The following is a 20418-nucleotide window of genomic DNA, read 5'->3' on the forward strand; positions in this document are numbered from 1 at the left end:
TTGCCATCACCAGCGCCCTGCTCAATGATTTAAGCAGAGGAGAGAAAAAAGGTGGAGAGTCGATCTGTAAGCCGGGTTCTGTCTTGAACAGTCATTCGTCTACGATGGCCATCACTGGACATCTTTAGCAACCTACCCGGTCCCAGCGCGGGCCACGCCTTGGGACCCTATTTGGTCTTGCTCCAAGTGGGGTTTACCTAAGCCACGAACTGTTGCCAGTCGTGCGGTGCGCTCTTACCGCACCTTTTCACCCTTACCGGCGCCGAAGCGCTTAGGCGGTTATTTTCTGTGGCACTTTCCGTAGGCTCACGCCTCCCAGGCATTACCTGGCACTTCGCCCTATGGAGCCCGGACTTTCCTCCCCCCCCTAATTTTCATAGAGGGCAGCGACTGTCCGATCGACTCTCCGCCGCGAAGATTAACGGCAGAGCGGCCGAAGGACAAGCGCTAAACGCCTTGGGCCGCGCCTGCACGTCGGTTTTTACTCGCCCTTCTGTTTATCCAGCGCGACCTGATAGAGCACATTCTTGCGCTCGCCAGTAATTTGCGCCGCCAAGGCTGCGGCACGCTTGAGCGGCATTTCTTCAAGCAACAGATTCAGAATACGCATCGCTTCACTGCTGACGGCATCCTCGGTCTCGGGGGCAGACCAACCCGCCACCAACACTACGCACTCGCCGCGTTGCTGATTGCTGTCTGACTCGACGAACTCGCGCAACTCGGCCAGCGGCAAGCCCTTAAGGGTTTCAAAGGTTTTAGTGATTTCACGGGCCAGCAAAGCCGGGCGCTCCCCACCGAACACCAGTTCCATGTCTTGCAGACATTCAAGGATGCGGTGTGGCGCCTCATAAAAAATCAGCGTGCGCGGTTCTTCCTTTACCAACTCAAGACGGGCGCGCCGACCGACAGCCTTGGCCGGCAGGAAGCCTTCGAAGATGAAACGGTCCGACGGCAACCCCGCCGCCGACAACGCTGCGATCAACGCGCAGGCGCCCGGAACCGGCACAACATTAATTCCCGCAGCACGAGCCTGACGCACGAGGTGATAACCCGGATCGGAAATCAACGGCGTGCCGGCATCTGAAATCAGCGCCACATCGTCGCCGGCGAGCAAGCGGGTGATAAAGCGACTACCTTCATCCCGCTCATTGTGTTCATGACAGGCTGCCAGCGGTGTAGGAATGCCGAAATGCTGCATCAATCGCTGAGAGTGACGGGTATCTTCGGCCGCGATCAGGGCGACCTCGCGCAGGATCTTCAGCGCACGCGCACTGATGTCGTCCAGGTTGCCGATGGGCGTCGCCACCACATAAAGCGAGCCCGCAGCGGAATTCAAAGCACCTGGAGCAGTCAAAGCGCACACCTCATGATCGGTAAAAGCCGCCATTGTAGCGCGTCGCGACGTTCGCGATACGCGCAAGCAACCCTCGGTTTTGCAGCCTTTTGTGCAGTGCCGCAACATTTGCACGAGCTAAATTGATCGATTCACACCAGTAACATCGCGCCCCGGCCAGTGCTTGGGTACAATTCCACGCTAATTTGATCGAGTATCAGGAACACTACATGATCGCTTGCCTGCGGCTGTTCACTGCCCTCTGCCTCGCTGCCTTGTTGGCGGCTTGCGCCAGCTCGCCCTCCTCCAGCCTTGGCGAACTTCCACGGACCCCGGATGCCAGTATCGAGCAATTGCTCGCACAGGCCGCTCAAAGCAAAGACCCGGAAAAAGCCTCCCTGTTGCGCCTGAGCGCTGCAGACCTGGCTTATCGCCAGGGGAATGCCGGCCAGTCCGCGCAAATCCTGCAACAAGTCCCCGTCGAAACACTCAAGCCTGGCCAACAGGTTTTCGCCAGTACCCTGGCGGCTGAACTGGCCATGGTGCGCAATCAGCCCAAAGCAGCGCTGACTGCCTTGAGTCATCCGAGCCTGCAACGCCTGAGTGAACTGCCGGTTGAGCAACAGGTTCGCACCGGCACTGTTCATGCCCGCGCCCTTGAAGCCGATGGCCAGACCTTGGCTGCCGCACGGGAGCGCATCTTCATCGCGCCAATGCTTGAAGGTGAAGCAGCAAGCAAAAACCACGAAGCGATCTGGACCCTGATCGCCTCGCTGCCGACCGATCAATTGCAGCCGAGCGCCACCGACGACCTCGGCGGCTGGATGGGCCTGGCGCTGGCAGTGAAAACTGCCGGCACCCTGGAACAGCAGCAAGCCGCGATCGACAACTGGCGCGCACAGAATCCAAAGCACCCGGCCGCCATTCAATTGCCGCTGCCACTGACCAAACTCAAGGAACTGGCCAGCCAGCCCCTGAGCAAAATCGCCCTGCTGCTGCCACAAGACGGCCCGCTGGCGTCGGTCGGCAAAGCACTGCGCGAAGGTTTCATGGCTGCTCACTACCAGGCCCAACAAGCCGGGCAGAAGCCGCCAGCCATCGAGTTCTATGACAGCTCGCGCCTGACATCCCTCGACGAGTTCTATCGCAAGGCCCAGGCCGACGGCGTGCAACTGGTCGTAGGTCCGCTGGAGAAACCGCTGGTCAAACAGCTCAGTGCTCGCCCGCAACTGCCGATCACCACCCTGGCGCTGAATTACAGCGAAGGCGCACAAGGTCCGGCCCAACTGTTCCAGTTCGGTCTTGCAGCTGAAGACGAAGCCCGCGAAGTGTCCCGCCGCGCTCGCGCCGATGGCCTGCATCGCGCAGCCATCATGGTGCCGAAAGGCGAATGGGGCGATCGCGTCTTGAAAGCGTTCAGCCAGGATTGGCAGGCTAACGGTGGCAGCATTGTCGCTACCGAACGTGTCGACCAACCAGTTCAACTGGCGCAGCAGATTGCCGACATGTTCCAGCTGCGTCAGAGCGAAGGTCGTGCCAAGAGCCTGCAAAGCACCGTTGGTGGGCAGGTAGCCGCCCAGCCTTCGCGTCGCCAGGACATCGAGTTCATCTTCCTGGCTGCAACGCCTCAGCAAGCCCAGCAAATCAAGCCGACTCTGAACTTCCAGTACGCTGGCGACGTGCCGGTTTATGCCACCTCCCACGTGTTCAGCGCCAGCGGCGATGTGAACCAGTACAACGACATGAACGGCATTCGCTTCTGCGAAACCCCATGGTTGCTGGAGGCTAACGATCCATTGCGCAAACAGGTTACCGCTCAATGGCCACAGGCTGGTGGCAGCCTGGGCCGTCTGTACGCGATGGGTGTTGATGCCTACCGCCTGGCACCACGCCTGGGGCAACTCAAAGCTCTGCCGGACAGCCGCATCGAAGGTCAATCGGGCAGCCTGGGCATGACTCAGAACCAACGTGTGGTCCGCCAGTTGCCGTGGGCACAGTTCGTGAGCGGTCAGGTTCAACGCCTGCCGGACACCCCGCGCTGATGCCCGACAGGTCACGCCAGCAAAGCGGTAAAGATGCCGAGCGCCATGCGCTCGAGCATCTTCAACAACAGGGTCTGCGCCTGCTGGCGCAGAACTGGTTGTGTAAACGCGGTGAGCTTAATCTGGTCATGCTTGATGGCGATACAGTAGTATTCGTTGAAGTCCGATACAGAAAAAACACTCAATGGGGTGGCGCGCTCGGTAGCATTGATGAGCGCAAACAGCAGAAGCTGATATTTGCCGCGCAGTATTTTCTTCAGCGCGAGTCGCGCTGGGCCAATTCCCCTTGCCGTTTCGACGTGGTTGCCATCGACAGCAACCTCGATCAGTTGAACTGGTTGCAGAATGCCTTCGACAGCTGATCGCGTACGTTCCGAACCGGACACTTTCACCCAACACTTTTGCTCTTTGCTTTGCGGGCTGCACATTCATGTGCCGAGTAGCCGCGCTAATTAAGGTCACACAGATGGACATGCAATCCCGAATTCGCCAGCTTTTTCAGGCCAGTATCGATACCAAGCAAATGGCGATGGACGTACTTGCACCGCACATCGAGCAAGCCAGCCAGGTGATGGTCAACGCCCTGCTCAACGAAGGCAAAATGCTGTCCTGCGGCAACGGCGGCTCTGCCGGTGATGCCCAGCACTTCTCGTCCGAGTTGCTCAACCGCTTCGAACGCGAACGTCCGAGCCTGCCAGCGATTGCGCTGACCACCGACAGCTCGACGATCACCTCGATCGCCAACGACTACAGCTACAACGAAATCTTCTCCAAACAGATCCGCGCCCTCGGCCAGCCGGGTGACGTATTGCTGGCGATTTCCACCAGCGGCAACTCGGCAAACATTATTCAAGCGATCCAGGCCGCACATGATCGCGAAATGATTGTCGTAGCATTGACCGGTCGCGATGGCGGCGGCATGGCGTCGCTGCTATTGCCCGAGGACGTCGAGATTCGCGTACCGGCCAACGTCACCGCACGTATTCAGGAAGTCCACCTGCTGGCGATCCATTGCCTTTGCGATTTGATCGACAGCCAACTGTTCGGGAGTGAAGAATGACCCCTAATCGCCTAGGCCTTCTGGCCTTGACCCTGTGCCTCGGCATCAGCGGCTGCACCTCGGTGGTTAACGCCAGCCGTGAAGCACCGATTGAAGATGACCGCGGCACCCGCACCTTCGGCAGCAAGATCGACGACTCTCTGATCGACACCAAGGTCGGCGTGAACATCGCCAAGGCCGATCCAGCCCTGGACAACGACTCGCACATCGTCGTCACCAGCTTCAATGGCGTCGTGCTACTCGCCGGGCAAACCCCGCGCGCCGACCTCAAGGCCAAGGCCGAACAGGCCGCTGCGGCTGTTCAGCGTGTGAAGACGGTCCACAACGAACTGCAAGTCCTGCCACCTTCCGGCTTCCTTGCCCGCCAGAACGACACCTGGCTGACCTCCAAGATCAAGACCCAGATGCTCACCGACCCGAACATCCCGGGCTCGCGCATCAAGGTTGTCACCGAGAACGGCATCGTCTACCTGCTGGGTCTGCTGACCAAACAGGAAGCTGCCCAAGCCACCAATCTGGTGCAAGGCGTTTCCGGCGTACAGAAGATCGTGAAGTTGTTTGAGTACATTGACTGATATTGGCTTGCAGGTGATGGCATCCTTGGATCGCCATCGACCTGTAGGAGCTGTCGAGTGAAACGAGGCTGCGATCTTTTGATCTTGCTTTTAATAGATCAAAAGATCGCAGCCTCGTTTCACTCGACAGCTCCTACGTTTGAAAGTGGTGAAATAAAAAAAAGGGCGATCCTTGCGGATCACCCTTTTTTTATTTCACCACTTTCAAACTGGGTCGACCGCTGGGACGCGGCGGCTCGCTGTCGGGTGGCGGAATATCGTCATCCGGCTCGATCTCTTCCTCGTCTTCCATAGGCGATTCCAGATCGAACACCATGCCCTGACCGTTCTCCCGGGCGTAAATGCCCAGGATCGATGCGATAGGCACGTACAGGGTGTGCGGCACGCCACCGAAACGCCCTTCGAAGCTGACCGCTTCGTTGTCCATGTGCAGATGACGCACGGCTGCCGGCGATACGTTCAGGACAATCTGTCCGTCACTGGCAAAACCCTGAGGCACCTGCACCGACGGATACTCGGAATTGACCAGCATGTGCGGGGTGCAATCGTTGTCCACAATCCACTCGTAGAGCGCGCGGACCAGATAAGGTCGACTGGAGTTCATAGCGGCTCCTTAAGCCTTAGCGCATATCGCGTTCGACACCAGACAGACTCGCCTGGAAAGCCTCACGCGCAAACGAGCGCTCCATGTAATCAAGCAGCGGCTTGGCAGGCCGCGGCAGTTCTATACCCAGAATCGGCAATCGCCAGAGTATTGGTAGTAGGCAGCAATCCACCAGACTTTGTTCCTCACTGAGGAAAAACGGCTTGTCGGCGAACAACGGCGACACGCCAGTCAGGCTTTCGCGCAGCTCTTTACGAGCCACGACACGGGCTGCTTCCTTGGACCGGGAATCCAGGATCAGATCCACCAGGCCACACCAGTCACGCTGAATACGATGAATCAGCAGACGGCTGTTGGCACGCGCCACTGGATAAACCGGCAGCAAAGGCGGGTGCGGGTAACGCTCATCCAGATATTCCATCACCACGGTCGACTCCCACAACGCCAGGTCACGATCGACCAGGGTGGGCAAGCTGCCGTAAGGGTTCACTTCAATCAGTTTAGGCGGCTGGCGACCAGCTTCCACGTAAATGATCTCGGCGCTGACACCCTTCTCTGCAAGTACGATACGCACTCGGTGGGAATAGTGGTCGGCGGGGTCGGAGTAACAGGCCAACCGATTGGTCACGCCCATGGCGGTCCTCCTCGCTTGTTGAAATTATCGGAAACGGAAAAACGCACGCGCCCAGAGGGCGCCTCCCGTAACGCCTGGATCACCAGGCTCGTTACACCTTCAGAGACGCCCTTGGGCGCGCGCGATTGACAGCAATTTTACAGCAATATCAATGGACGTCTTTCCAGTATTCACGCTTGAGCAAGTATGCGAATACGAAGAAGAACGCCAGGTACAGCAACACATAGGTACCGATGCGCTGATGCTGCAGCTTCACCGGGTTGGCCGAGTAGGCCAGGAAGGTCACCAGATTCTTGACCTTCTCGTCGAATTGCTCTTCGTTCAGCGTGCCGGTTTTCGGCAGTATGGTCAGCTGGTCGCAGGCTTCATGCGTCAAAGCCGTGCCGGTCAGCGGATCGTATTGCTTCTTGCCGTCTTCGACGATTTGAACTTGTTTACAGCCTACCACCTGACGACCCTGCAGGCCGACCAGAACGTTAGGCATCCCGACGTTCGGGAACACCTTGTTGTTCACGCCCCAAGGACGCGATGGGTCTTCGTAGAAAGATTTCAGGTAACCGTAGAGCCAGTCAGTGCCACGAACGCGGGCGACCAGGGTCAGGTCGGGCGGCGCCGCACCGAACCAGGTCTTGGCGTCAGCCGGCTGCATGCCGATGCTCATGTGGTCGCCGATCTTGGCGCCGGTGAACACCACCTTCGAGAGCATCAGGTCGTGCGGAATGCCCAGGTCATCGGCGACACGCTCGTAACGCTGGAACTTGGCGCTGTGACAGCCCATGCAGTAGTTGGCGAATGTACGCGCGCCATCTTGCATTGCAGCTTTGTCGGAAACGTCGATATCGACCTTTTCCAGCTCAGGACCACCGTGTTCAGCCGCGAAGGACAGCACAGGCAAAGCAGCAAGAATCAGTACAGCAAATAGCTTTTTCATCAGCCAGTCACCCTTTCCGGAACCGGTTTGGTCTTCTCGAGCCTGGTGTAGAACGGCATCAGAATGAAGTAGGCGAAGTACAGGAAGGTACATACCTGCGACAGCAACGTCCGCTCAGGGGTTGGGGCCAGTACGCCCAGCACACCCAGGATCACGAACGAGATGCAGAACACCCAGAGCCAGATCTTGCTCATCCAGCCTTTGTAGCGCATCGACTTGACCGGGCTACGATCGAGCCATGGCAGGACGAACAGCACAGCGATGGCCGCGCCCATGGCGATAACGCCCAGGAGCTTGTCCGGAATCGCCCGCAGAATCGCGTAGAACGGGGTGAAGTACCAGACCGGAGCAATGTGTTCTGGCGTCTTGAAGGCGTTCGCTACTTCAAAGTTCGGCTTCTCGAGGAAATAACCACCCATTTCCGGGAAGAAGAACACGATCGAGCAGAAGATGAACAGGAACACCACCACGCCGACGATATCTTTCACGGTGTAGTACGGGTGGAAGGCAATGCCGTCCAGCGGTACACCGTTTTCGTCTTTGAATTTCTTGATGTCCACGCCGTCCGGGTTGTTCGACCCGACTTCGTGCAGCGCCAGAACGTGCAGCACCACCAGACCGAGGATCACGATCGGCAAGGCAACAACGTGCAGGGCGAAGAAGCGGTTCAGGGTGATACCGGAAATCAGGTAGTCACCACGGATCCACTGAGTCAGATCGTTGCCGATGACCGGGATCGCACCGAACAGCGAGATGATCACCTGGGCACCCCAGTAGGACATCTGACCCCACGGCAGCAGATAACCCATGAAGGCTTCAGCCATCAGCGCCAGATAGATCAGCATACCGAAGACCCACACCAGCTCACGCGGCTTCTGGTACGAACCGTAGAGCAAGCCACGGAACATGTGCAGATAGACCACGATGAAGAACGCCGAAGCGCCGGTGGAGTGCAGCAGACGCAGGATCGAGCCGTACTCGACGTCGCGCATGATGTATTCGACGGAAGCAAACGCCTCTTCCGCCGACGGGGTGTAGCTCATGGTCAGCCAGACACCGGTAACGATCTGGTTGACCAGAACGAGCAGCGCGAGGGAACCAAAGAAATAGAAGAAGTTGAAGTTCTTCGGGGCGTAGTACTTGCTGAGATGGTCTTCCCACATTTTGGTCGCGGGAAAGCGCGCATCAACCCAATCCATGAACTTGCTCATCACGCTTTCTCCGTATCGACGCCAATGACAATGATGTCATCGGTCTCATAGGAATGCGGGGGAACTGGCAGGTTCAAAGGCGCAGGTTGCGACTTGTAGACGCGGCCAGCCAGATCGTAGTGGGAACCGTGGCAAGGGCAGAAATAACCACCTACCCAGTCCTTGCCCAGATCCGCAGGTGCCACTTCTGGACGGAAGGTCGGCGAGCAACCCAGGTGCGTGCAGATACCGATCAGCAGCAGGACCTCTGGCTTGATCGAACGCGTTTCCGGGTCGACATAGGTCGGTTGTGTCGAGTTCTTGGAGGTCGGGTCAGACAGCTGGCCCTCGATCTTTTTCAGATTCCCCAGGATTTCCGCGGTTCGGCGGACAATGAACACCGGCTGACCGCGCCACTCAGCAATCATCTGCTGGCCTGGCTCGATTTTGCTGACATTCACCTTCACCGGTGCACCTGCGGCTTTCGCCTTGGCACTGGGAAACCATGACCCCACGAACGGGACCGCAGCCCCCACCGCTCCTGCAGCACCCACCACGGATGTGGCTGCTACCAAGAAGCGACGCCGGCCTGCATTCACGCCGTCATTGCTCATTCAGTCCTCTCCCATCAGCTTTGTGGCCTGTTAAATCAGGCGTCTACTAAGTAAAAATCTGAACTTATAAAAATTTTGCCGAATGGTAATGAAAAGCCCCAATTCTGACAAGGTAATTACCGAGGGGCTCCACTGCCAAGCCTTGCAGTATAGGGCTTCTACGGCTGTGGCAAGTTGTCACAGAGCAATTCTTTGATAAATCGCGCCCATAAAAAAACGCCCAGCTTCGCGAGGAAACTGGGCGTTCTTTTTGAACGTAAAAGCGAATTAACGCTTCGAGTACTGCGGACGCTTACGCGCTTTACGCAGACCAACTTTCTTACGTTCAACTTCACGAGCATCGCGAGTAACGAAGCCAGCTTTGCGCAGAGCGCCACGCAGGGTTTCGTCGTACTGCATCAGTGCGCGAGTGATACCGTGGCGGATTGCGCCAGCTTGACCACTTACACCACCACCGATCACGGTGACGTAGATGTCGAATTTCTCGACAGTCTCAGTCAGTTCCAGCGGCTGACGAACTACCATGCGGGCAGTTTCGCGGCCGAAGAAATTTTCCAGGGTGCGGTTGTTGATGGAGATGTTACCAGTACCCGGACGCAGGAAAACGCGTGCGGTTGCGGTCTTGCGACGGCCAGTGCCGTAATTTTGAGTCGCCGACATAATGAACTATTCCGTTAAAACTTCAGTTCTTGGGGCTGCTGAGCAGTATGAGGGTGTACAGCGCCCGCATAGACTTTCAGCTTACGATACATGTCGCGACCCAGCGGGTTCTTAGGCAGCATGCCTTTGACCGCGGTCTCGATCACGCGCTCAGGGGCTTTAGCGATCAGCTTTTCGAAGTTGATCGACTTGATGCCGCCCGGGAAACCGGAGTGGGAGTAGTAGATCTTGTCGGTGGTTTTAGCACCAGTTACACGAATCTGCTCGGCATTGATAACGACGATGTAATCGCCGGTGTCAACGTGAGGAGTGTACTCAGCTTTATGCTTGCCACGCAGACGGCTCGCGATTTCGGTGGCCAGACGACCCAGGGTCTGACCTGCAGCGTCGACGACAAACCAGTCGCGCTGTACTGTTTCCGGTTTAGCAGTAAAAGTTTTCATTCTTTATAGCCTCAGGGGCCGCCCTGTAAATTAGACGGCGGATCTTACTGAATAGTGCGTACTTTGACAAGTCAAAGGCAGCCGGATACAGACGCTTTCGGGGGCTCGGGTCGGCGCGTCCGTTCAACGGCAAGATTCTTCGGCGGCGGCGCATCACTTCCACTGCAGAAAGAGGTGCGCAATTATGCAGATTGCGAAAAATAATTCAACCTGCTTTTATGATTGTTTTGCCCAAGGAGTACCTGATGGACTATCGCCAGCTAGGCAGAACCAATCTGAACGTGAGCGCCATCTGCCTCGGAACCATGACCTGGGGCGAGCAAAACAGTGAGGCTGAAGCCTTCGCCCAGATTGAACGAGCCAAAAGCGCCGGGATCAATTTCATCGACACTGCCGAAATGTACCCGGTGCCACCCAAGGCCGAAACCTACGCCACCACCGAGCGCTACATCGGCAATTACTTCAAAAGCCGTGGTGATCGCGCCGACTGGATCCTGGCGAGCAAGATCGCCGGCCCCGGCAACACCATCGACTACATCCGCGACAAAAACCTGCGGCACAACCGCCAGCACATCACCGAAGCCGTGGACGCCAGCCTCAAGCGCTTGCAGACCGACTACATCGACCTCTACCAGCTGCATTGGCCGGAGCGCAGCACCAACTTCTTCGGTCAGCTCGGTTACAAACACCAGACCGAAGCCAACCTCACGCCGCTGGAGGACACCCTCGAAGCGCTGGACGAACAGGTCAAGGCCGGCAAGATCCGCCACATCGGCCTGTCCAATGAAACGCCATGGGGCACCATGCGCTTCCTCGCCCTGGCCGAAGCCCGTGGCTGGCCGCGCGCCGTGTCGATCCAGAACCCGTACAACCTGCTCAACCGCAGCTTCGAAGTCGGTCTGGCGGAAATCGCCATCCGCGAACAGTGCGGTTTGCTCGCCTATTCGCCGCTGGCGTTCGGTTTCCTGTCGGGCAAGTACGAAGGTGGCGCGCGTCCACCTAAAGGCCGCCTGAGCCTCTACAGCCGCTTCAGCCGCTATTTCAACCCGCAGTCGGAAGCAGCGTGCAGTCGTTATGTGGCACTGGCGCATGAACACGGCCTGGACCCGGCGCAAATGGCGTTGGCGTTTGTCACTCAGCAACCATTTGTGACCAGCAACATCATTGGCGCGACGACGATGGAGCAGCTTGAAAGCAATTTAGCGAGCTTCGAGTTGAAACTGTCGGATGAAGTACTGGAGGGGATTGAGGCGATTCACAAGGATCACCCGAACCCTGCACCGTAATTTGCGGTGATCCCGAAAAGATCGCAGCCTTCGGCAGCTCCTACAGGGTGTACGCCAAACCCATGTAGGAGCTGCCGCAGGCTGCGATCTTTTCAGCCATCACAGAGATTCAAAGCGACCGCGCAATAATCTCCTTCATGATTTCATTGGTCCCCGCATAAATCCGCTGCACCCGCGCATCCGCCCACGCCCGGGCGATCGGGTATTCCCACATGAAACCGTAGCCGCCATGCAACTGCACGCATTCGTCGAGCACCTTGCATTGCAGGTCTGTGCCCCAATACTTGGCCATCGCCGCTGTCGGCACGTCGAGCTTGCCTTGCAGGTGCAGTTCCAGACAGCGATCGACGAAGACCCGGCCGATCTGAATCTCGGTCGCCATCTCCGCCAGTTTGAAGCGGGTGTTCTGGAAGTCGGCGATCGCCTTGCCGAATGCCTTGCGCTCGCGGGTGTAATCCAGCGTCCATTGCAACGCAGCCTCAGCCGAAGCCAGCCCGCCGATGGCAACGGTAAGACGCTCTTGCGGCAATTCCTGCATCAGGTACGCGAAGCCCATCCCGGCCTGCCCCAACAGGTTTTCCTTGGGCACCCGAACGTCCTGGAAGAACAATTCCGAGGTGTCCTGAGCCTTCATGCCGACTTTTTCCAGGCGCTTGCCCTTGGCGAAGCCTGGGGTGTCGGCTTCCACCAGAAACAGGCTGGTGCCCTTCGCGCCGGCCTTCGGATCGGTCTTGGCCACGACAATCACCAGGTCCGCCAGATAGCCGTTGGTGATAAACGTCTTCGAACCGTTGATCACATACTCGTCGCCATCGAGCACAGCGGTGGTTTTCACCCCTTGCAGGTCGGAACCGGCACCCGGCTCGGTCATGGCAATCGCCGTGACCATCTCGCCAGACACCAGTTTCGGCAGGTATTTGTGTTTCAGCGCTTCACTGCCGTAATGCAGGATGTACGGCGCGACGATGTCCGAATGCAGGGAAAAACCGATACCGGTCAGGCCGAGACGACCGACCTCTTCGATCACCACCGCGCTGTAGAGAAAGTCCGCCCCCAGGCCGCCGTACTCTTCTGGCAGATGCGAGCACAACATCCCCGCCTCCCCTGCCTTGTTCCAGAGTTTGCGGTCGATATAGCCTTGTTTTTCCCATTGTCCATGGAACGGCACGGCCTCTTTTTCGAGGAACGTTCGCACGCTGTCGCGAAAAAGTTCGTGCTCGGAACTGAACAAGGTTCTGGGGATCATGCGGCACCTGTCGTTATTGTTAGCCGGAATTGACCTTCAGAGACTATGCCTCGCATCCGATACAGGACACTGGACACATCAGACAAAAAATAAGACGATCCAGCCGTCTGGTGACCACTTTCCCCTATAAGAATAAAGTTGAATTATGTCTAACCAAGTCTCCACGCCCTTGCGGCGCGTCAGCATCCTGGCTATCGACCGGGTTTTCGCTTCCACCCTCATGCAAGCCAAGGATTTCTTCCACCTGGCCAGCCTGCGTTACGGCAAACAACTGGGCCAAGGCCTGACTCCGGCGTTCGAAACCCGCCTGGTCAGCCCCGACGGCAAACCGGTGAACAGCTTCAGCGATGTAATCATCCCGGTGGACGGCGGCCTGGAAAACGCCGACATCATTGTCCTTCCAGCGTTCTGGGACGATTTCGACACCCTTTGCCAACGTTATCCACAGGTCCTGCCCTGGCTGCGTCAGCAACATGCTCGCGGCGCAGTGCTCTGCGGCGAAGCCACCGGGGTGTTCTGGCTGGCCGAGTCCGGGCTGCTCGATGGCAAGGAAGCGACCACTTACTGGCGTTTCTTTAATGCGTTTGCCGAACGCTTCCCACGGGTTCAGCTCAATCAGGACAAGCACCTGACCGATGCCGACAACCTGTATTGCGCTGGCGGCACCACGTCGGCCTGCGACCTTTACATTTACCTGATCGAACGCTTCTGCGGCGCCAACGTGTCCCAGGCCGTGGCACGGGACATTCTTTATGAAGTGCAGCGCAGCTACTCGCCAGGACGGATCGGTTTCGGCGGTCAGAAGCTGCACCAGGATGTGATCATCCTGCAGATCCAGCACTGGCTCGAAGAACACTTCGCCGACAAATTCCGCTTCGAAGACGTCGCTCGCGAACACGGCATGAGCATCCGCAATTTCATGCGGCGCTTCCAGACCGCCACCGGCGACAAGCCACTGCATTACCTGCAACGACTGCGCATCGAAACCGCCAAGGGCCTGCTGTCCGGCAGCCGCAAGAGCATCAAGACCATCAGTTACGAAGTCGGTTACGACGATGCGAGTTTCTTCGCGCGGTTGTTCCGTCAGCACACGGAGTTGTCGCCGAACCAGTACCGGCAGCAGTTTCAGCAAGCTGCATAAACCTCAGTACCAACACAAACCCAATGTGGGAGCGAACCTGCTCGCTCCCACATTGAATCTTGCGCGTACAAAAAGGCCGGCCACGCAGTTTCTTTCGCTATGCACTTTCCTACGCATAAAGCGGAACACAGAGTGCCAGAGCACTCGATTCTGCTCACATACACCGCCCCTTAAAAACTTCAACATCGTTCCCTGAAAATAACATCAGGGAAGATCAACAGTGACCATCGGATCAAGCTACAACTACCCGTCATTCGTAGCCAGGGAAGCCGTTCGAACCAAGCGCTCGGCTAAAAGCAAATGGGCGACTCGCTTTCCAAATCCACCAGACTTGTGCTTCGACTATCGGGCACTGGTTGAACAGGAAAACGGCATCGCCAAGGCAACTGACCCGCAACATAAAATCTGCATTATTGGCGCCGGTGTCACCGGACTGACTGCCGCCAGAGAACTTTATCGTTGCGGGTTCACCCATATCACCCTCATAGAACAATCCAGACGCATAGGCGGCAGACACCTGACTGTCCCTGGAAGCCCGAACTCGGCGATGAGTCATACACCGTTTGAAATGGGGGCCATGCGCATGCCCTTCTTCAACCAGGCGGACGAGTCACCGACAGAGGGCCGGTCTCTGATGGCTTACTACGCGAAGGCGTTCGAACTGGCGTTTTCAGATTTTGCCAATCCCGGAAGCCAATGGGTCACTTCGACCGGAATCTATTTGCGAGAGGGCAGCATGGGCGGCGGACCGACTCCGCAGATGCTGATCTGGAAAAATGAAGATGGCCAGACACCACCTCCCGGTGAAGAACTGCAAAAGGTTTATGCAAAGTGGAAGGCCTTTGCCGATCGGATGACCCGGCACGTCGCAGAGGTTTACGCCAGTCAGGAATGGGAAGCCATGTGGACCGCTATCGTCGAAAAATACGAGAGCGTTTCGTTTCGCGATCTGGTCAGCATGTCCGCCCTGCAGGCTTGGGATGAACGCTCACCGGGGGACTTTGGCGGAATGGGAATGTCCGCGGAGGAGTCCGCGATCTTCTATGCCATTGGCATCGGTGACGGTAGCTGGGGTGCCTTTTACGATGTGTGCTCTCTTTATCCGCTGCGTACGGCCATTTTTGGGTTCAACAGCCAGCTGCAACTGATCCAGGGGCGGGTAGACTCAACGGGCGATCCGCTAGATTCACCCTATCTGCACAGCGAAGCCGTTTTTGACTCGACGGGGCGGAGTTTCGACAGGCCCCGCTACATCGGTCTTGCAGCGTTGGACGAATGCCTGCTGTTCATGAAAACCGACGAAACCGGAAAGTCCTTCTACGAACACTGCCAGGAAAGAAACAACGGTTTGCTCACGGACTCATCCGTTACAAAACTTAAAAAACTGACCAACCAGAAAACACGCGTCTACTACCACTCGAAACATAGCCAACCCGAGCAAATCCAGGAGCACTACGATGACTTTGACTCGGTCATCATGACCCTTCCCTCCTGGCTGATCGAAACTCGAATCAAGCTTGAAAACTTCACGCCACAGATGCTGCCGTTCGAGACGATCAATGCCTATAAAACCGCGCACTGGGAATCCAGTTGCAAAGTCTTCGCACCGTTAAAAAAATCCTTTCTTTCGAAAAACAGAAAAATTCCGCAAGCCATCGTCACCGACAGTTTTATCCATGACGTTTATACCTACCGCTACAACGATACCTACAGCTATGACTGCATCCTTTTGAGTTACACATGGGAGGATGACGCCACCAAGCTGGCCACATTTACCGACAAGGAACTGGTGAGCAAATGCGCCAAAGAACTGGACCGGATCCTTATGAACGCCGCCAACATCCAGGAAAAAATCTCTCCCTACATCGGGCTTGATCAAGCCGTGGTCCAACGCTGGATGACCGATAAAAATGCTTTGGGCTGTGCAAAGCTGTACCGGCCCGGCGCCTACTATGACGCCGTAGGACTGATGAAATACAACAGAGACTTCGCGCATGCTTCAGGCATGTATTTGTCTGGCGAATCATTTTCAGTTGATGCCGGCTGGACGGAGCCTTGCTTTCGCGGTGCTGTCGATGCGGTCATTCATATCTGCAACAAAACCGCTGCGACCTTCAATGGCGGTTTTTCGATGAAAGACTATCCGCACTACTACGTCAAAACCTGATCATCTCCACACACCCAGGGACCTCGCACGACCTGCGTTGGCTCTATTTGGGATTCGGACTACAACCTAAACGGAAGTGGCTGACTTACGCCGATCTGCTGATTCACCTCTTATAAACGCGCAATTCGACAGCGTGAAAAACAATAAAAAGAGGTCATCAACAATGAATGAGCCAACAAGCCCTGTTCGTGTAGCAGTCGTGCAATTCGACCCACAGGTCGGCGTGGAAAATCGTGAAGGGAATCTGCATCGCAGCCTGCAATTGGCGCTGGAAGCTGTAAACGGCGGAGCGAATCTCATCGTCCTGCCTGAGCTCTCGAACACCGGATATTTCTTCAGCAATCGGCAGGATGCGTTTGATCACTCGGAAATCATCCCTGACGGCACAAGCGTGCAAAGCTGGATGGAATTCGCCCGTCAGCACAAGATCTACTTGGTGGCTGGTTTGACCGAACGCGACGGCATGCGACTGTTCAACACCGGTGTTCTGGTCGGACCTGAAGGTTTTATCGGCAAGTATCGAAAAGCTCATTTGTGGAATCTTGAAAAGCTGTGGTTCACGCCAGGCGATCTGGGTTTTCCGGTTTTCGATACACCGATCGGTCGAATCGGTTTGCTGATCTGCTGGGACATCTGGTTCCCCGAAGTGCCGCGAATTCTGAGCCAGCAAGGCGCGGACATCATTTGCAGCCTGAATAACTGGGTCTGGACCCCGCCGCCTTTGTTCGATGACGCCGGCAAGTGCATGGCGTCGTACCTGACGATGACGGCGGCTCACGTCAACAATGTGTTTATTGCGGCGGCGAGCCGGATCGGCGAAGAGCGAGGTGCACGTTACCTGGGTTGTTCGCTGATTGCGGGCACCAACGGTTGGCCGATTGGCCAGGTGGCTTCAGCGGACAAGCAGGAGATCCTGTTTGCCGACATCGACCTGACCAGCTCGCGCAGCGCGCCGATCTGGAACAACTTGAACGATTTGCATCGCGATCGTCGAGCCGATCTCTACGATCAGATGCTCGGTTACACCCAGCACCCTTGTCTGCCGCGCTGATAAGGGGGCATGACTGATGGAAACCACAAACGAAAAACCGCAAAAACGGCTTGCCGCCAGGTCGCCGCTGGATACGGCGATCATCTGGCTGATGCTCGGCACGGTATTGTTGATCATCTGGCTTTCATTCACCTACCGGACATCCTGGTCAGCCCATTGGCCAGACTACAGTCACATGGTATCGAGCCTCCCGGAACCGAGTGCCTGGCTGCGTTGGGTCCTGGGAGACATCAGCGAGGTGGCGTTCTACAAACATGAGTTCGCTTCGATCGGGCTGCTTGCAGGCGCCTATCTGGCCTACTGGGCGAATCGAACGGGAAAAGCCTGGCAAGGTTTTACCATTTGCTACGGCAGCGGATTATGGCCGTGGCTCGTCACCAGCTCGTTGCTTGGGCTGTTGCTGAGTAACCTGCTGTGGGGCTGGACGGTCACGGCCACCAGTTGGCAACCTACGTTTGCCGCCTTTGTTTCATTGCCGGCGGCGATGGTGCTGATGTTTGGCGGCGGCTGGAAGGTCACGATCAATGGCGCAATCATGGGCGCCCTGTTCGTCACCCCGATGTGCTTGCTGATCGTCAATTACGTCTGCAATCCCCTCGGATTACCAGCCGTGATTGGCAATGTCTCGGGTATGGCGGTCGCCAGCGTCGGCGCTTTTCTGCTCTGCCGTTACCTGCCGAGCCTGGTGAAGTCCGACCCACTCAAGAAGCCGTCCGCCCCTGTGACCGCACCCGTCATCACCAAAACGCCGGACTATGGCGTCGTGTGGAGCCTGCGCCGGGTGTTGGCCGACTTTTCGGAAGCGCCGTTCTTTGGCAATGAATGGGCCAGTCTCGGCTTGATCGCAGGCGCCTTGCTGGCTTACACCTTGAACCCGACGAGTCCGGTGTATGGCACAGGCTTGCTCCCCCAACTGATCGCGGCGCAGGCGCTGACCTCGGCGTTAGGGGTAGTGATCTGGCGTCGACAATGGATATTGCGCGGCTGGTACCCCACCTATGTTCCATTGGTGTCAGTCGTGCCCGCGGCTGTTCTGACGTACGGTGGCAGCTGGCAGGTTATCGCCTCAAGCGCACTGCTCGGGGCACTGATTGCGCCACCGCTGGCGTGCGCGATTGCCAAGCGGTTGCCGGCCGACATGCACGGTTTCATCGGTAATGTACTGGCCATGGCCATCAGTACGTTGCTGATCATTCCGTTTGTCGGACTGCTGATAGCCAGCTGACGAACGTCGCGACTGGGCTGTATCACGGACTCAAATCCGGATACAGCCACCTCTCATCACCAGCTAATGAGGTATCACATGGACCTGCCCAAACTGGCCATTGCGGCGCTCGGCGGCACCGTGAGCATGCAAGCCAGGAGCACCGGAGAAGGGGTAATCCCGACCATCAGCGGCGAAACCCTGCTGGCCTCGGTGCCAGAGTTGGCGACCTTGGCACGGGTCACCGTAGAAACGCTCGGACTGTTGCCCAGTGCCTCACTGGATTTCGACTTTTTGTTGAGCGTCCTTTCCTGGGCAAATGTTCAAATCAGGCAAGGTGCGGTGGGTGTTGTCATCACTCAAGGCACGGACACCCTAGAGGAAACCGCCACATTTTTTGACTACTTGTGGGACAACGACGAGCCGTTGGTCCTGACCGGCGCCATGCGTTCGGCAGCCCAGGCAGGGGCCGATGGTCCGGCCAATCTGCTGGATGCTTGCCGGGTCGCACTGGCTGAAAGCAGCCGTCAACGAGGCGTTCACGTGGTGATGAACGGACAGATCCATTCAGCGAACGCCGTCCGCAAAACCGACTCATTGGCATTGCAGGCGTTTTCCTCCCCCATCGTTGGTCCTGCCGGCATGCTGATGGAAAACACCGTCAACTATCTGCGCCAGCCAGTCCGGCGCAGGGTCTTACCGTTGCCACAACTGACCACACAGAAGATTGCCCTGCTGGAAGCGTCGCTTTGCGCCGATACCCTGTTAATCGAGAACATCCTCGAACTGGGTTACGACGGGCTGGTGATTGCGGGTTTCGGTGCAGGACACGTCGGCGCGAGCTGGGCGGATGTAATCGAAACCATCGCCAGAAAGATCCCTGTCATCGTTGCCACCCGGACAGGTTCCGGCTCCACGGCTCAATCGACCTACGGATTTATTGGCAGCGAGATGGACCTGATCAGTAAAGGTGCATCGATGGCTGGATTTCTCTGTCCACGCAAAGCCCGAATCCTGCTGTGGCTGCTCGTCGGCTGTCAGCGGCAAGATGAACTGGCGCGCTTTCTCGTTCAAAACTGACACACAGCGCACAAAAAAGGCCTGCAATGCAGGCCTTTTTTATTATCCGAAATTTCCTACGGCTTATGCGCCCGGGACAGGAATTCGTGAGACTGCATTTCCAGCAGGCGACTCAGGGTGCGCTGGAATTCGAAGTTCAGGCGACCACCGGTATAGAGGTCTTTGAGCTCGACTTCAGCGGATATGATCAGCTTCACGTTGCGGTCGTAGAACTCGTCGACCATGTTGATAAAGCGTCGGGCGATGTCGTCGGTGGTGACGCTCATCTGCTCGACACCGCTGAGCAACACGGCGTGGAAGATCTTGCCCAGTTCGATGTAATCGTTCTGGCTGCGCGGGCCGTCGCAGAGTTCGCGGAAGTCGAACCAGGCCACGTCATCGCAGGTGCGCAAGGCACGGATTTCGCGGTTCTCGATCATCAGCACGTCGTTTTCGATGGCCGCCGTGCATTCCGGAGTCAGGGCGCGGAAGCTCTTGCGCAGGCTTTCGTGGGACGCTTCATCCAGCGGGAAGTGGAACAGCTCCGCTTGCTCAAGGTGACGCAGACGATAATCGACGCCGCTGTCGACGTTGACGATCTCGGTGTTCTGCTTGATCAGCGCAATCGCCGGCAGGAAGCGCGCACGCTGCAGGCCGTCCTTGTACAGACCGTCCGGCACGATGTTCGAGGTCGCGACCAGGGTCACGCCGTTCTTGAACAGCTCTTCCATCAGCGTGCCGAGGATCATCGCGTCGGTGATGTCGGACACGAAGAATTCATCGAAACAAATCACCCGGGCTTCGTCGGAGAAGCGCTTGGCAATGATGGTCAGCGGGTTTTTCTCGCCGCCGAGGGTCTTCATCTCTTCGTGCACGCGCTTCATGAAGCGGTGGAAGTGAGTGCGGACCTTTTCCTTGAACGGCAGCGCTTCGAAGAAGGTGTCGACCAGATAGGTCTTGCCACGGCCGACGCCGCCCCAGAAATACAGACCCTTGACCGGTGCCGCGTCTTTCTTGCCAAACAGTTTGCCGAACAGACCCGGTTTGCTGTGCGAGGCCGCGACCAGATCGTCGTACAGGCGCTGCAAATGGCGCACCGCAGTTTCTTGCGCGGCGTCATGGAAGAATTCCGGGCGTTTCAGATCAGCTTGATATCGTTCTAGGGGCGTCATAATTCG

20 protein-coding genes and 1 other RNA gene are annotated in these 20418 nt (G+C 57.2%); 10 read left to right on the plus strand and 11 right to left on the minus strand.

Going from position 1 to position 20418, the window contains the following annotated elements; all coding sequences use genetic code 11:
• Positions 1-51: 51 nt before the first annotated feature.
• Together rnpB and rsmI are read right to left on the minus strand one after the other, a co-directional pair.
• An RNA gene (gene rnpB / locus ACA079_RS26930) (RNase P RNA component class A) lies at positions 52-406 on the minus strand.
• 75 nt (positions 407-481) lie between these two features.
• Positions 482-1387 carry a 16S rRNA (cytidine(1402)-2'-O)-methyltransferase gene (gene rsmI, locus ACA079_RS26935; RefSeq protein ID WP_165353260.1) on the minus strand — a complete coding sequence of 302 codons (906 nt, stop codon included), beginning with the start codon at positions 1385-1387 and terminating at the stop codon, positions 482-484.
• 176 nt (positions 1388-1563) lie between these two features.
• Between rsmI and ACA079_RS26940 the strand changes: the two genes are divergently transcribed.
• The 4 genes from ACA079_RS26940 to ACA079_RS26955 all read left to right on the plus strand — a co-directional run bounded on the left by ACA079_RS26940 (position 1564) and on the right by ACA079_RS26955 (position 5010).
• Positions 1564-3375, plus strand: coding sequence for a penicillin-binding protein activator (locus ACA079_RS26940; RefSeq protein ID WP_497701544.1), 1812 nt, complete (start codon positions 1564-1566; stop codon positions 3373-3375).
• Positions 3375-3737, plus strand: coding sequence for a YraN family protein (locus tag ACA079_RS26945; protein ID WP_497701545.1), 363 nt, complete (start codon positions 3375-3377; stop codon positions 3735-3737). The genes ACA079_RS26940 and ACA079_RS26945 overlap by 1 nt, the downstream gene beginning before the upstream one ends.
• Positions 3738-3841: 104 nt before the next feature.
• Positions 3842-4435: a phosphoheptose isomerase gene (locus ACA079_RS26950; RefSeq protein WP_008025961.1), complete on the plus strand. Its 594-nt coding sequence runs from the start codon at positions 3842-3844 to the stop codon at positions 4433-4435.
• Positions 4432-5010, plus strand: coding sequence for a BON domain-containing protein (locus ACA079_RS26955; RefSeq protein ID WP_008147477.1), 579 nt, complete (start codon positions 4432-4434; stop codon positions 5008-5010). The genes ACA079_RS26950 and ACA079_RS26955 overlap by 4 nt, the downstream gene beginning before the upstream one ends.
• A 190-nt stretch (positions 5011-5200) precedes the next feature.
• On the opposite strand, the gene ACA079_RS26960 is transcribed toward ACA079_RS26955, so the two are convergent.
• The 7 genes from ACA079_RS26960 to rplM form a co-directional block, all read right to left on the minus strand.
• Positions 5201-5614: a ClpXP protease specificity-enhancing factor gene (locus tag ACA079_RS26960; protein ID WP_008155980.1), complete on the minus strand. Its 414-nt coding sequence runs from the start codon at positions 5612-5614 to the stop codon at positions 5201-5203.
• A gap of 16 nt (positions 5615-5630) precedes the next feature.
• Complete coding sequence (locus ACA079_RS26965; RefSeq protein ID WP_008155978.1) at positions 5631-6248, minus strand: glutathione S-transferase N-terminal domain-containing protein; 618 nt, start codon at positions 6246-6248, stop codon at positions 5631-5633.
• A 148-nt stretch (positions 6249-6396) separates the two neighbouring features.
• Positions 6397-7179 (minus strand): cytochrome c1, encoded by a 783-nt coding sequence (locus tag ACA079_RS26970; protein WP_129441363.1) that lies wholly within the window; start codon positions 7177-7179, stop codon positions 6397-6399.
• Positions 7179-8390, minus strand: a complete 1212-nt coding sequence (locus ACA079_RS26975) for a cytochrome b (protein WP_223429666.1) — start codon at positions 8388-8390, stop codon at positions 7179-7181. The genes ACA079_RS26970 and ACA079_RS26975 overlap by 1 nt, the downstream gene beginning before the upstream one ends.
• Complete coding sequence (petA, locus tag ACA079_RS26980) at positions 8390-8983, minus strand: ubiquinol-cytochrome c reductase iron-sulfur subunit (protein WP_033061319.1); 594 nt, start codon at positions 8981-8983, stop codon at positions 8390-8392. Before petA ends, ACA079_RS26975 begins: the two co-directional genes overlap by 1 nt.
• 267 nt (positions 8984-9250) lie before the next feature.
• Positions 9251-9643, minus strand: a complete 393-nt coding sequence (gene rpsI / locus ACA079_RS26985; protein ID WP_003216038.1) for a 30S ribosomal protein S9 — start codon at positions 9641-9643, stop codon at positions 9251-9253.
• Between the two features lie 14 nt (positions 9644-9657).
• Positions 9658-10086 (minus strand): 50S ribosomal protein L13, encoded by a 429-nt coding sequence (gene rplM, locus ACA079_RS26990; RefSeq protein WP_007905295.1) that lies wholly within the window; start codon positions 10084-10086, stop codon positions 9658-9660.
• A gap of 245 nt (positions 10087-10331) precedes the next feature.
• On the opposite strand from rplM, the gene ACA079_RS26995 reads away from it, so the two are divergent.
• Positions 10332-11372: an NADP(H)-dependent aldo-keto reductase gene (locus ACA079_RS26995; protein WP_497701546.1), complete on the plus strand. Its 1041-nt coding sequence runs from the start codon at positions 10332-10334 to the stop codon at positions 11370-11372.
• 109 nt (positions 11373-11481) lie between these two features.
• Here ACA079_RS26995 and ACA079_RS27000 read toward each other — a convergent pair whose 3' ends face one another.
• On the minus strand, positions 11482-12618 hold the full coding sequence (locus ACA079_RS27000) for an acyl-CoA dehydrogenase family protein (protein WP_497701547.1): 1137 nt from the start codon (positions 12616-12618) through the stop codon (positions 11482-11484).
• 244 nt (positions 12619-12862) lie between these two features.
• On the opposite strand from ACA079_RS27000, the gene ACA079_RS27005 reads away from it, so the two are divergent.
• The 5 genes from ACA079_RS27005 (at position 12863) to ACA079_RS27025 (ending at position 19261) form a co-directional block, all read left to right on the plus strand.
• On the plus strand, positions 12863-13759 hold the full coding sequence (locus ACA079_RS27005; protein ID WP_497704385.1) for a GlxA family transcriptional regulator: 897 nt from the start codon (positions 12863-12865) through the stop codon (positions 13757-13759).
• 220 nt (positions 13760-13979) lie between these two features.
• Positions 13980-15926 carry a flavin monoamine oxidase family protein gene (locus tag ACA079_RS27010; protein ID WP_497701548.1) on the plus strand — a complete coding sequence of 649 codons (1947 nt, stop codon included), beginning with the start codon at positions 13980-13982 and terminating at the stop codon, positions 15924-15926.
• A gap of 163 nt (positions 15927-16089) precedes the next feature.
• Complete coding sequence (locus ACA079_RS27015) at positions 16090-16977, plus strand: nitrilase family protein (RefSeq protein ID WP_497701549.1); 888 nt, start codon at positions 16090-16092, stop codon at positions 16975-16977.
• A 16-nt stretch (positions 16978-16993) separates the two neighbouring features.
• A complete protein-coding gene (locus ACA079_RS27020) occupies positions 16994-18202 on the plus strand; it encodes a hypothetical protein (protein ID WP_497701550.1) in 1209 nt (402 codons plus the stop codon).
• A gap of 78 nt (positions 18203-18280) precedes the next feature.
• Positions 18281-19261: an asparaginase gene (locus ACA079_RS27025; RefSeq protein ID WP_497701551.1), complete on the plus strand. Its 981-nt coding sequence runs from the start codon at positions 18281-18283 to the stop codon at positions 19259-19261.
• A gap of 56 nt (positions 19262-19317) precedes the next feature.
• Here ACA079_RS27025 and zapE read toward each other — a convergent pair whose 3' ends face one another.
• Complete coding sequence (gene zapE, locus ACA079_RS27030) at positions 19318-20412, minus strand: cell division protein ZapE (RefSeq protein WP_046053405.1); 1095 nt, start codon at positions 20410-20412, stop codon at positions 19318-19320.
• Positions 20413-20418 lie beyond the last annotated feature (6 nt).

It is taken from the genome of Pseudomonas sp. LBUM1645, assembly GCF_059716185.1.

What these genes read in the sequence shown, in the direction of transcription:
- ACA079_RS26970 (WP_129441363.1), bottom strand. Translation starts at nt 7,179, where the DNA reads ATGAAAAAGCTATTTGCTGTACTGATTCTTGCTGCTTTGCCTGTGCTG.
- ACA079_RS26955 (WP_008147477.1), top strand. Translation starts at nt 4,432, where the DNA reads ATGACCCCTAATCGCCTAGGCCTTCTGGCCTTGACCCTGTGCCTCGGC.
- ACA079_RS26995 (WP_497701546.1), top strand. Translation starts at nt 10,332, where the DNA reads ATGGACTATCGCCAGCTAGGCAGAACCAATCTGAACGTGAGCGCCATC.
- ACA079_RS27000 (WP_497701547.1), bottom strand. Translation starts at nt 12,618, where the DNA reads ATGATCCCCAGAACCTTGTTCAGTTCCGAGCACGAACTTTTTCGCGAC.
- rpsI (WP_003216038.1), bottom strand. Translation starts at nt 9,643, where the DNA reads ATGTCGGCGACTCAAAATTACGGCACTGGCCGTCGCAAGACCGCAACC.
- ACA079_RS26965 (WP_008155978.1), bottom strand. Translation starts at nt 6,248, where the DNA reads ATGGGCGTGACCAATCGGTTGGCCTGTTACTCCGACCCCGCCGACCAC.
- rplM (WP_007905295.1), bottom strand. Translation starts at nt 10,086, where the DNA reads ATGAAAACTTTTACTGCTAAACCGGAAACAGTACAGCGCGACTGGTTT.
- rsmI (WP_165353260.1), bottom strand. Translation starts at nt 1,387, where the DNA reads ATGGCGGCTTTTACCGATCATGAGGTGTGCGCTTTGACTGCTCCAGGT.
- ACA079_RS26945 (WP_497701545.1), top strand. Translation starts at nt 3,375, where the DNA reads ATGCCCGACAGGTCACGCCAGCAAAGCGGTAAAGATGCCGAGCGCCAT.
- ACA079_RS27020 (WP_497701550.1), top strand. Translation starts at nt 16,994, where the DNA reads ATGGAAACCACAAACGAAAAACCGCAAAAACGGCTTGCCGCCAGGTCG.
- zapE (WP_046053405.1), bottom strand. Translation starts at nt 20,412, where the DNA reads ATGACGCCCCTAGAACGATATCAAGCTGATCTGAAACGCCCGGAATTC.
- ACA079_RS27025 (WP_497701551.1), top strand. Translation starts at nt 18,281, where the DNA reads ATGGACCTGCCCAAACTGGCCATTGCGGCGCTCGGCGGCACCGTGAGC.
- ACA079_RS26975 (WP_223429666.1), bottom strand. Translation starts at nt 8,390, where the DNA reads ATGAGCAAGTTCATGGATTGGGTTGATGCGCGCTTTCCCGCGACCAAA.
- ACA079_RS27015 (WP_497701549.1), top strand. Translation starts at nt 16,090, where the DNA reads ATGAATGAGCCAACAAGCCCTGTTCGTGTAGCAGTCGTGCAATTCGAC.
- ACA079_RS26960 (WP_008155980.1), bottom strand. Translation starts at nt 5,614, where the DNA reads ATGAACTCCAGTCGACCTTATCTGGTCCGCGCGCTCTACGAGTGGATT.
- petA (WP_033061319.1), bottom strand. Translation starts at nt 8,983, where the DNA reads ATGAGCAATGACGGCGTGAATGCAGGCCGGCGTCGCTTCTTGGTAGCA.
- ACA079_RS26950 (WP_008025961.1), top strand. Translation starts at nt 3,842, where the DNA reads ATGGACATGCAATCCCGAATTCGCCAGCTTTTTCAGGCCAGTATCGAT.
- ACA079_RS26940 (WP_497701544.1), top strand. Translation starts at nt 1,564, where the DNA reads ATGATCGCTTGCCTGCGGCTGTTCACTGCCCTCTGCCTCGCTGCCTTG.